At 68.1% G+C, this 11,025-nt stretch carries 11 protein-coding genes; 3 read left to right on the forward strand and 8 right to left on the reverse strand.

Annotated elements, in window-relative coordinates:
- Positions 1–22: 22 nt before the first annotated feature.
- The 7 genes from AC5JJ2_RS26955 to sucC all read right to left on the reverse strand — a co-directional run bounded on the left by AC5JJ2_RS26955 (position 23) and on the right by sucC (position 5,450).
- On the reverse strand, positions 23–697 hold the full coding sequence (locus AC5JJ2_RS26955) for a Uma2 family endonuclease (protein ID WP_495861156.1): 675 nt from the start codon (positions 695–697) through the stop codon (positions 23–25).
- A gap of 396 nt (positions 698–1,093) precedes the next feature.
- The gene (locus tag AC5JJ2_RS26960) at positions 1,094–1,396 is read right to left on the reverse strand and encodes a hypothetical protein (protein WP_495861157.1); all 303 of its coding nucleotides are present in this window, start codon (positions 1,394–1,396) and stop codon (positions 1,094–1,096) included.
- Between the two features lie 17 nt (positions 1,397–1,413).
- A complete protein-coding gene (gene sucD / locus AC5JJ2_RS26965) occupies positions 1,414–2,328 on the reverse strand; it encodes a succinate--CoA ligase subunit alpha (RefSeq protein WP_495861158.1) in 915 nt (304 codons plus the stop codon).
- Between the two features lie 197 nt (positions 2,329–2,525).
- The gene (locus AC5JJ2_RS26970) at positions 2,526–2,768 is read right to left on the reverse strand and encodes a hypothetical protein (RefSeq protein ID WP_495861159.1); all 243 of its coding nucleotides are present in this window, start codon (positions 2,766–2,768) and stop codon (positions 2,526–2,528) included.
- Between the two features lie 16 nt (positions 2,769–2,784).
- Positions 2,785–3,618 carry a hypothetical protein gene (locus tag AC5JJ2_RS26975; RefSeq protein ID WP_495861160.1) on the reverse strand — a complete coding sequence of 278 codons (834 nt, stop codon included), beginning with the start codon at positions 3,616–3,618 and terminating at the stop codon, positions 2,785–2,787.
- Between the two features lie 28 nt (positions 3,619–3,646).
- Complete coding sequence (locus AC5JJ2_RS26980) at positions 3,647–4,231, reverse strand: Uma2 family endonuclease (protein ID WP_495861161.1); 585 nt, start codon at positions 4,229–4,231, stop codon at positions 3,647–3,649.
- A 19-nt stretch (positions 4,232–4,250) separates the two neighbouring features.
- Positions 4,251–5,450 carry an ADP-forming succinate--CoA ligase subunit beta gene (sucC, locus tag AC5JJ2_RS26985; protein ID WP_495861162.1) on the reverse strand — a complete coding sequence of 400 codons (1,200 nt, stop codon included), beginning with the start codon at positions 5,448–5,450 and terminating at the stop codon, positions 4,251–4,253.
- 123 nt (positions 5,451–5,573) lie between these two features.
- On the opposite strand from sucC, the gene AC5JJ2_RS26990 reads away from it, so the two are divergent.
- A complete protein-coding gene (locus AC5JJ2_RS26990) occupies positions 5,574–6,158 on the forward strand; it encodes a transposase (protein ID WP_495861163.1) in 585 nt (194 codons plus the stop codon).
- An 8-nt stretch (positions 6,159–6,166) separates the two neighbouring features.
- Here AC5JJ2_RS26990 and AC5JJ2_RS26995 read toward each other — a convergent pair whose 3' ends face one another.
- Entirely contained in the window at positions 6,167–8,740 is a 2,574-nt protein-coding gene (locus AC5JJ2_RS26995) for a c-type cytochrome domain-containing protein (protein ID WP_495861164.1), read from the reverse strand.
- 207 nt (positions 8,741–8,947) lie between these two features.
- On the opposite strand from AC5JJ2_RS26995, the gene AC5JJ2_RS27000 reads away from it, so the two are divergent.
- Positions 8,948–9,721, forward strand: a complete 774-nt coding sequence (locus AC5JJ2_RS27000) for an alpha/beta fold hydrolase (RefSeq protein ID WP_495861165.1) — start codon at positions 8,948–8,950, stop codon at positions 9,719–9,721.
- Between the two features lie 171 nt (positions 9,722–9,892).
- Positions 9,893–10,792 carry an alpha/beta fold hydrolase gene (locus tag AC5JJ2_RS27005; protein WP_495861166.1) on the forward strand — a complete coding sequence of 300 codons (900 nt, stop codon included), beginning with the start codon at positions 9,893–9,895 and terminating at the stop codon, positions 10,790–10,792.
- The last annotated feature ends 233 nt before the right edge of the window (positions 10,793–11,025 follow it).

The raw sequence follows: 11,025 nt of genomic DNA on the forward strand, positions 1-11,025 counted from the left end.
GGGGAGGTGGTCTCGGGGAGTGTTACGGAAGAACGTCGGCGACGGGGACGCTCGCGACGGCCGCGCCGTCGAGGGCGAGCGGGACGGCCTGGCCGGGGGCGTAGGTGGTGAGGCTGCCGTAGCTCGGCGCGGCCGTCGGGCCGGAGGGTTGGGTGTACACTTCGATGCGGTTGTCCACGAGGTTGACGATCCAATACTCGACGATGCCGTTCGCGGCGTAGGCTTGCAGCTTCTCACCGCGGTCCAGCGCGAGCGAACTGTGGGACACTTCGATCAAGAGGCCGATCTCCGCCGGATGCGGGTGGCGGGTGGTGAAGGTCCGCGGCCCGCCGCGGACCAGGGCCATGTCCGGTTCCGGCATGCTTATGTCCAACCCAATCGGTTCTTGGACCCGCCACCACCAGTCGGCCGGCAGTAACGGCGGCAAGATGTGACGCAACAGTCCCAGGGCCGTCGCGTGGGGCGGGTTGATGCTCATCTTGCTCACCAGGACGCCGTTAAGGAGTTCGACCCGTTCGCCGTTCGCGAAGATGCCGACGGCGGACATCTGTTCGTACTGCTTGACCGTGAGCCGGTGCAACTGCGGCCCGCTCGCCAAGAACAGCGGCGCGGGGTAGGCCGGGGTGGGCGGCGGGCCGGGGACCGGGGCCGCCTTCGGCGGCGGGGTCTGCGGCGGGGCGGCGAGGGTGGTGGACATCGTCGAGGGTTCCTGAAACGAACGCGGCAACGGGCATGATACCCGTTGCCGTGCGAGGGTCGCAAGTGAGGCGAAGCCTTTCAGGTTAAGGCCGAGGCTCGTTCCGCGGCGGGGGAAAAGATCGGCCACTTGCCGAGACCGATAATCGTGTCGCGGAACAATTCGCGGTCGGTCGGATCGGTCGATCCGACGAGGGAGGGCAAGAATTCGATCCGATCCAAGATGTCGTAAAGTTCTTGGTGTGGAAGCCGTTCCCCGATCAAAAACCGAACGCGACCCAGAACGCTTTGGAGGATGTCCCATTGCTCGCGTGCGCTATCGCCGTCCGCGGTTGCGGAGGGTTGAGGCGGGGCCGGTAACGGGTTCGAGCGATGCGTACTCACGACAGCCCCCTGGTCAGACTTTTCGCACGTCCGCGATGTGGGGCGGGTGAGTTCCGACGCACACCTCGATAGGCGGGAGTGATCCGGCCCGGCCGGCCCTCACGGCCTGGACAATGCTATTGTAGCGGATGCGGCCGGTCGGGCTGGTCACGTCCAACACCGGTTTATGGGGTGAGCCGAGTTCATCGACTCGCACGTCCACGACGCCCGGTTGGCCGTCGATCATTGCACGGATAAACGGGATTCCGTACTCGTGGAAAACTTTGGCGCGACGCACGCCGTTCAAGATAACGTACCGGATCACGGGCGGCGGCATGGGCACTCCGGTCGCGGCTACTTCTTCTTCGCCGCGATGGCCCGCTTCACCGCGTCGCCGAGGTCGGCGGGCGTCGCCGCGACGGCGATGCCGGCCGCCTTCAGGGCCGCGATCTTCTCCGGGGCCGACCCGCTGCCGCCGCTGATGATCGCGCCGGCGTGGCCCATCCGCCGGCCGGGCGGGGCCGTCTGCCCGGCGATGAACGCCGCCACCGGCTTCGTGACGTGCTTCGCCACGTACTCGGCCGCCCGCTCCTCGGCCGTGCCGCCGATCTCGCCGATCATCAGGATCGCTTCCGTGCCGGGGTCCTTCTCGAACATCTCCAACAGGTCGATCTGGTTCGTGCCGATGATCGGGTCGCCGCCGATGCCGACGCACGTGGACTGCGAGTACCCCATGCTCGTGAGTTGGAAGACGGCCTCGTACGTCAGCGTCCCGGACCGGCTGATGATGCCGATGCCGGTCTTGCCGGGTTCCGTCGGCTTGTGGATGTAGCCGGGCATGATGCCGATCTTGCACTGGCCGGGGGTGATGACGCCGGGACAGTTCGGGCCGATGAGGCGGCAGCCGGGTTTCGTCTGGAGGAACCGCTTGGCCTTCGCCATGTCGAGGACCGGGATGCCTTCCGTGATGGCGACGATGAGCCGGATGCCGGCGTCGGCCGCTTCCATGATCGCGTCGGCGGCGAGGCCCGGCGGCACGAACAACATGCTCGCGTCCGCCCCGGTCTTCGCCACGGCCTCGGCGACGGTGTTGAAGACGGGCAGCTCCTTGCCGCTGGTGGCCTTCCACGTCTGGCCGCCCTTCTTCGGGGTGACGCCGCCGACGAAGGTGCTGCCGTACTCGAGGCTGAGGTTGGTGTGCTTGGTCCCCTCGGCCCCGGTGATCCCCTGGGTGATGACGCGGGTGTTCTTATCGACCAGGATGCTCATGGGTGGTCCTGCAACGTGAGGGTGGTTCGGTACTCGATTGATACGGTCGGCCGCGACGCCCGGCGAGTGCGGCCCGACTTCCGAAGTCCGGCTTCGACTTCGGAAGTCGAACGGAACCAGAGCCGACAGGGGTAGAGGACCGCCTCTGCACCACATCGACTTCCGAAGTCGAAGCCGGACTTCGGAAGTCTGAGTGCTCAGTACGGGATGTCCATCGTGTCGTCGTCCAGGAGCGCGACGACGTGATGGAGGGCCAGCACGGCGGCCCGCTCCCGGCCGTGCTGCGTGTCGGGCTGCCGGCGGAATACGACCACCGTGCCGCCCGCGTCGAGCATCGCCAGATCCGGCTCGCGGATGATATGGCTGTCGCCGTTCGACATCCGAATCTTGAACGGCGCGAACGGCCGGACGGCGAGCAGTTGTTGCAGCGCGTGTTCCATCGCCGGCTCCTCGGGGTTAGTCGATCTTCACGTCGGCCACCAGCCGGTCGAACGGCCGCTCGCCGGGAACCAGCGTCAGCGCGAACGCCTTCTTGCCGGCCGCGCCGGTCAGCTCGCCGGTCACGATGTTGCCGTCCGCCTTCGCGATCGTGAACCCGGTGAAGGGGCCGCGGTAGCCGTCGAGTTTCGTCTTCAGGATGCCGGGGCTGTACGGCCGGGTCTCGCCGCCGAACGGCGGGGCGAGTTGTTTCTTCGTTTCGAGCGCCATCAGCCCGGCGGCCTGCGTGTCGTTGCCGGCGAGCAGCGCCGCCAGGAACGCGGCCGCGGCGAACGTCGGGGCGGCGTCGGCGGGCAGCGTCACGGGTCCGACCTCCGCCACCGAGAGCCAATCGACGATCCAGCCGCCGCCGGATTTCACGAGCCGCACGGCCAGTTGCACCGGCTTCTCGGCCGGGACGGTCCCGGTGAAGAAGGCCGCGTCGCCGTCCGTGCCGGGGGACGAGGTCGTGAACGACGGCAGCTTGCCCCGGTACTGCTTCAGCCAGTTGTCCGCGACCGAATCGGAGTAGCCGAGCTGCTTGTCGGCGTCGAACACCGGCTCGGCGACGACCTTCTTGAACTGCGGCGTCAGTTGCGCGGCCGTGGCGGTCCCGGCGTGGACGGCGGTGAGGAAGTCCTTGACGAACAGCCCGGCCGCGACCGCGGCGTTCGGGTCGGCCGCGGCGGCCTGCGGCGACGCCGCGCCGGGCGTGGTCGGCTTGTCCTTCTCCGCGAGCGGCGGGTTCGGCGACGGCTTCGTGCAGCCGGCCGCGAGCAGCACTCCCAACAGGCAGGCGAATCGCGCGGACATCAGCGGTTCCTTTCCGAAGGCGGGACGTTCACGCGGCCGCCGGGCCGGGGAGAGCGAACAACTCGGCGACCTTGCAGGCGAAATCGGGGAGCACACCGTTGCCGGTGAGGGCTTCCGTCTCGTCGAGGACTTTCGGGAACTCGTTCGGGTAGTAGACGTGGACCGTCCGCTCTTCGGGGTCGATGACCCAGACGAGCGGCACGCCTCGGGCATGGTACTGCTGGACCCGCAACAGCGTCCGCGTCTGGGTGTCCGACGGGGACAGGACTTCAACGACCAACGCCGGGACTTCTTCCGACGGGCGGCGGGGAATGTCGTCGAGGGCAATGATCGGGAGGAACAACATTAGGTCCGGGCCGCGGACCGTGTCCGGGTTTCGGCGGACGATCAACGCCGAATCGTTCGACGCGATCGACCCCGCGCCGCGGGCGAAGATGTAGTTGCCCAGGATTCGCGTGGTCAAGGCACAGACCGTCCCGTGGAACCGGGTGGGCGAAGGCATGTCGATGATCCTTCCGTGAACGAGTTCGCACCGCCGGCCCGCATTCTCCGGTTGTTGGAGCCACTCGGCGAACTCCTCCGCCGTTAACAGACCCGTGGTTGCGACCGCCATTCCTTCGCCCTCCGTGTCGTTACTTCGCCAGTTCCACCACGAGCTTCGCGGCCTCCGTCAGCCCGGCGGCGACGCGGATCGCCGGGAGTTCCGCCTTCACGCCGTTGAGGATCTCGCGGGCTTTCTCGACCTCGTTCCCCTCCAGCCGCACGACGACGGGGATCTTGAACCCGACCTCGCGGCCGGCCTTCACCAGCGCCTCGGCGATGCGGGCGCAGCTCGCGATGCCGCCGAACACGTTCACGAAGATCGCCTTCACCTTGCTGTCGGACAGGATGATGCGGAAAGCCTCGACCGCGTTCTCGGCCGTGACGCCGCCGCCCACGTCGAGGAAGTTCGCCGGGCTGCCGCCGTGGTGGTTGACGATGTCCATCGTCGCCATCGCCAGGCCGGCCCCGTTCACGAGGCAGCCGATGTTGCCGTCGAGCTGGATGTAGTTCAGGCTCGCCTTCGCGGCGCGAATCTCGGTCGGGTTCTCCTCGCCGAGGTCGCGGAGGGCTTGCACGTCCTTGTGCCGGAACGTCGCGTTGTCGTCGAAGTCGATCTTCGCGTCGAGAACCACCACCTCCCCTTTCTTGGTGACGGCCAGCGGGTTCACCTCGACGATGCTCGCGTCCTTCTCGAAGTAGACCTTCGACAGCGCCATCATGATCTTGACGACGGAGCCGATCTGCTCGTTGGTGAACCCGAGGTCGAACGCCAGCTTCTGCGCCTGGAACGGCAGCAGGCCCGTCTCCGGCGACACGGGGACCTTCAGAATCTTCTCCGGCGACGTGTGCGCGACTTCCTCGATGTCCATGCCGCCCTCGGCGGACGCCATGAGGACCGGCAAGCCGATGGCGCGGTCGAGGACCATGCCGACGTAGAACTCCTTCGCCGGTTCCGCGTCGGCTTGAAGAATCAGCGTGCTGATCTTCTGCCCCTCGGGGCCGGTCTGCTTCGTCTTGAGCGAGTGCTTGAGCATCGCGTCGGCGACGGCCTTCGCCTTCTCCTTCGTCGGCACGAACTTGACGCCGCCGAGCTTGTCGGCGTACCCCATGAGCTGCCCGGCCCCGCGGCCGCCGGCGTGGACCTGCGCCTTCACGACCGCCCCGCCGCCGTTGCTCAGCTGGTCGAACGCGGCCGCGACCTCGTCCGGCGTCTTGCAGACGACGTGCTTGGGCACGGGCGCGCCGTACGCGGCCAGCAGTTCTTTCGCCTGGTATTCGTGGACTTTCATCGGCGGGTTCCCGGTAGGAAGTTGGTGGGGGAGTTATAGGTTTGGTGTTTGACTTCTGGGAGTGGGGTGGGGATTATGCGGAAAGCCCAGGGTCGGCCGTGCCTGGGCTTTCGAGGGGCGCACATGGAGAAGTGGTTTCACTGCACGACGCACACCTACGGCGCGTGGCTGTACGGCGACCCCCGCGGGTTCCGCACCCGCCACCACCGGGAGCACGTCGAGGGCGACTACAAGCACCTGCCGCCCCGCGGCCTGTACCAGTCCCAACTCGAACGGAGCAAGAAGCTGCTGAAGCAGCCGCCGGTCACGCTCGCGCCGTACTGGCGGGCCGTCGTCGGGGCGGCACTCGTCGAGAAGCTACAAACCTTCGACCTCATGCTCTTGTGCTTGAGCATGAGCGGTCAGCACTGCCACTTGCTGGCGAAGATGCCGGGCGGCCCGGTCCCGCGGGAATGGGTGGGGCGGGCGAAGAAGCACTCGAACTTCATCGCGAAGGAGCACGGCTGGACCGGGAAGCTGTGGGCCGTGCGGGGGAAGCCGAACCCGGTCAAGGACCGGGCGCACCAGTTGAACGTGTACGCCTACATCCTGCGGCACGTTCACGAGGGCGCGTGGGTGTGGGATTTTCGCCGGGGCGTCATCACGCCGGAAAGCCCAGGGTCGGCCGACCCTGGGCTTTCCGGGAAGTCCCGTCCTTCTTCAACTTGAAGCCCCCGTCACTTCGCCCCGGACGCGATCCAGTCCTTGATCGTTTGCTTCTCCGCCGCCGTCAGCCGCGGCTTGTCCGGCGGCGGCATGCTGTCCGACAGGATCGCCCCCCACAGGTCGCTCGCGTCCGGCTTGCCGGGTTCCACCAACCCCTTCTTCTTGCCGATCGACTCCAGCGTCCGCAGGTCGATGTTCGCCCGAATCTGCGGCGTCCCGTGGCACGTGACGCAGTGCGACTGGAAGACCGCCTGCACCTTCTGGAACGTCACCATCCGCGCCGCCGGCTCCGGCGACCCCGGCTCCGACTTCATCTCCGTGCCCGTCCCCTCCTCCGCCTGCGCTTCGGGGATGACCTCCCACTTCAGGCCCAGGGCGATGTTCTTGTGCATCTTCGCCAGCACTTCCCAGGGCGTCCCCTTGTGGTCCTCGGCCATCTTCGCCAGCGCGTCGCGGGCCTCCTCCGCCTTCTCCAGCACGTCCTTCTTGCTCGTCATCTTCATCGCCGACGCCAACCGGTAGCCGGCCGCCTTGCCCTTCTCCGGCTTCGGCAGGCTGTCCGTGCGAATCTTCCCGAGCGCCCCGCGGTACTCCTCGATGAACGCCCACCGCAGGTCGATCTGCGCCTTCGCGTACTGGTAGAGGGCCTGCCACCGCTTCGACTTCTCGTTCGGCAGCTCCGCCGCCGCCTTCTCCAGCGCCAGCATCCGTTCCTTCAGTTCCAGCTCGATCAGGGCCGGGCCGTTCTGGTCGTCGAGGGCGTTCTTCTTCGCCTTGTCGTCCACGTCGCCGAGGAACTCTTCCTTCAGGCCGTTGTCGCCGAACGTCCACTTCTCGCGGATCGTTTGCAGGGCCGTCAGCGCCGCGTGGCGGACCGGGTACTTCGCCTCGTCCTTCAAAATCTGATCGTCGGCGACGCCGTCCTCGGCGTACTCCTTCATCCGCGCCGGGTCGAACGGGTAGACCTGGCCGAGCGTCGCCGGGATTTCCTGGTCCTTGCGGATGCCGGGGAGCGTGGCCACTTGCAGCATCTTCGCGATCTCGTCGACGGACGCGCCCTTCGGCACGTCGGCCCACGCGAACCGGGCGGCCGGCGGCTCGTCCTTGTTGTACTCGACGGCCGCCTTCGGCTCCTCGCCGGCGAGCTTGACCGTCTGGGCGGTGCGGTTGTCCCGCTTGCCGCTGAGGTACGCCTTCACCGCGTCCATCCACGGGGCGACCGGCAGCGGGTCGGCCGGCGTCGGGGCCGGCTGCTTCATCGCCTTCACGCGGTCCGCCTGGACGCGGAACGCGGTCAGGAACTCGCTGCCGGTTTCCTGAATCTCGAAGGCGTTCTCGCCGGCCGAGCAGCTCGTCACCACCTGCACGCCGTCCGGGGCCGCGTGCAACAGTTGGTCGAGCTTCTCGCTCATCGGTTCGCTGCCGGGCTTCGCCGCGCCGTACACGGTGTTGAGCCGGCACACGTCCAGCAGCAGCACCTTTTGCTGGGCCTTGCACTCCTTGAACTTCGCGAACACACTCTCCAGCGGGATGAGCGTCTCGGCCACGCCGGGTTCCCCCTCGACGGGAACGAGGTACGCCTTGCCGTCGATCTCGGTCGCGTGGCCGCCGAAGTAGAAGGCGACGCGGTCCTGCGGGCGGCTGGTCGCGCAGAAGTCGGCGACGGCCTTCTCCAGCACCGACTTGATCGGCGGCTTGAAGTCCTTGTCCCCGCCGGTGTCGCTGAGGACGAACAGCTGGTTGTTCTCCTTGTCGGCGGGAATCCGCCACTCGAACGCGAGCTTCCGGGCCGTCTTCGTGGGTACGTCGTCGCCGGCCGCGCCGCCGGGGGTGAGGGCGTTGAAGTAGATGTACTTCGAGGCGTGGACGAACAGCATCCGCCGCGGGAACGGGTCGGCGGCGAGCTTCGCCTGCGGCTTCCCGGTCTCCGGGGGCGGCGGGTTGCCGTCGTTGATGTTCTTCGCGTTGAGTTCCTTCGTCGCCCGGTCCTTCTCGATCCAGTTCATCGCGTAGATGCCGCCGGCGACGAGGCCGCCGCACAGGACGAACACGACGACCGGGCCGAGCCAGCGGTTCCCCCGCCGCCGGCGGTAGCCGGTCGGGGCGGACGGCTCGAAGTCGGCCTGGAACGCCACGTCCGCCGGCGTCGGCGCGGGAACCGGGACAGGGATCGGGTACGGCTGCGGCTGGTAGCCGGCCGGGACCGGATAGGCTTGCGGCGGGTACGGGTACGGCTGCGGGTAGCCCTGTTGCGGCGGGTACGGGTAGGGGTACGGTTGCGGGGCGGCGTAGGGCTGTTGCGGGTAGGCTTGCGGCGGGTACGCCTGCGGGACCGGTTGCGGTTGCGGGACGGGCATCGCCTGCGGCGGCGGCTGGAGCGGCGTCGCCTGCACCGGCGGGCGGGCCACCGGCAGTGGCGGTGGCGGCGGTGGCGGACTGGGTTCCGGCGGGCCGCTCTCCGGCTTCTTGCGGCCTTGGACGGCCAGGCCGCACTTCTTGCACTTCATCGCCTTCTCGGCCCAGTCGATCGGGATGCGAAGGATGTTGCGGCAGCCGGGGCACATCGCCTGAACGGTGGCGGTCATTCGCCGTCTCCAATCGACTCTGGGCGGTCCTGGACACGACCTACGTAACCGCAGGGGGTCCTAATCGTTGGAACCATTTTATGTCACGGAGTTCCGGCCCGCATTACCGATCCGCGAGAGTTTTCCCGATCCGGCGTAAAAAATACGCCCGCGGATAGAATCTTCTCACCGCCCCGCGGCACGGCCGTTGCTGCCGAGGACGCCACCATGACACTCTTCCACACCGCCTCCGGGTCCGGCCTTCCGCTCGTGCTGCTGCACGCCTTCCCGTTCTCCGGCGAGATGTGGCAGCCGCAGCTCGGCCTCGCCGGGCATCGGCTCATCCTGCCGGACTTCCCCGGCTTCGGCAAAACCGACCCCGCCCCGGACATGACCATCGACGCGATGGCCGACGCGGTCGCCCGGCTGCTCGACGAGTTGAAGCTGACGGAACCGGTCGTCCTCGGCGGCTGCTCGATGGGCGGGTACGTGGCCTTGGCGTTCGCCCGCACCCACGGGAAGCGGCTCCGCGGCCTCTTGCTCAGCGACACGAAGGCGGAGCCGGACGACGACAAGGCGAAGGCGACCCGGAACAAGGTGATCGATTCCGCCCCGACGCTGACGGCCGCGGCGCTGATGGAAGACATGATCCCGAAGCTGCTCGGCAAGACGACGCAGGACTCGCGGCCGTTGGTCGTGGAAGAGGTCCGCCGCATCGGGGCGGCGCAGCCGGTGGCGGGCATCGTCGCGGCCCAGAAGGCGATGCGGGACCGCGCCGACGCGCGGCCGTGGCTGAAGGACATCCCGGTTCCGACGCTGGTGGTGGTCGGCGAGGAGGACGCGGTCACCCCGCCGGCCGCGGCGAAGGGGCTGGCCGACGGCATCCGCGGCAGCACGCTCGTGACGATCCCGACGGCCGGGCATCTGCCGAACCTGGAGACGCCGGACGAATTCAACCGCGTCGTCGGCGAATGGCTCACGTCCGGAATGGCCCGCAGATGACGCGGACCTTCGGACGCAGATGAAGAGGATGAAAACCAGGAAACGATTTGGATTTATCCGGTTTTCATCTGCGCTCTTATCGGCGTCATCTGCGGCCCATTCTTGTTCACCCCGTCTGGCAAAACCTTGACCCCCTCGGCATAATTGGGCGTCCCTCCAGGATTCCCGACCATGCCTCGACTGTTCGCTTCGCTCGCCGCCTTGCTCTTCGCCGGGTCCGCCGTCGCCGCCGACCCGGTGGCCATCGACCGTAACATCGTTTACGCCAACTACGACGCCGAGAAGCTGCTGCTCGACATCGCGACGCCGGCGACGCCGGGGCCGCACCCGTGCGTCGTGTGCCTGCACGGCGGGGCGTGGAAGTTCGGAAGTAAGGACCACCTCTCGAAGACTTCGCGGTATCTGGACGTGGAGTTCGGCACGGGCCGGAAGAGCCTCATCGAGTGGCTGGCCGGTGAGGGGTACGTCGCCGTGTCGGTCGGCTACCGGCTCGCGCCGAAGAATAAGTTCCCGGCGCAGATCGAAGACGCGAAGACGGCCGTGCGGTTCCTCCGGGCGAACGCCGACAAGTACGGCATCGACCCGGACCGGATCGCGGCGCTGGGCTACTCCGCCGGCGGCCACCTCGCCGCGCTCCTCGGCACGACGACGACCGCCGCCGGGTTCGACGGGCCGCTGCTCCGCGGCGTGTCGAGCCAGGTGAGGTGCGTCGTCGATTTCTTCGGCCCGACCGACCTGACGCTGTACACGGAATCCGAAGGGATCGAGAAGGCGTATCTCGCGCCGTTCCTCGGCGGCCGGTACGCGGCGAAGCCGGAACTGTACACGAAGGCGTCGCCACTCGCGCACGTCACGAAGGACGCGCCGCCGTTTTTGATCCTGCACGGCACGGCCGACATCCTGGTCCCGATCATCCACTCGGAGCGGTTCCACAAGAAGCTGCTGGCCGCGGGCGTGTCGAGCGAGCTGAAGACGCTCCCCGGCGAGGGCCACGGCTGGACCGGGAAGGTGGCGGTCGAGACAATGACGGACGTGACGGCGTTCCTGAACAAGCACCTGAAGGCGAAGTGATGCCGACCGCCACCTACCTACCACGCCGAGACCGGCTGTGGTTTTGTCCCCTCCCCCCTTGGGGGGGAGGGCTAGGGAGGGGGGTGAGCACGTCCCGCCCAGTTAAGGATCGCGTCGGGGGGAGGGAGGTGGGGGGGGGGGGGGGGGGGGGGGGGGGGCGGGGGCCCGCCGCCCCCCCCGGGCCCCCGCGCCCGGCGCGGGGCCGCCCGCGCCGACCGCGGGGGGGGGGGGGG

The sequence above is a fragment of the Limnoglobus sp. genome (genome assembly GCF_059499385.1).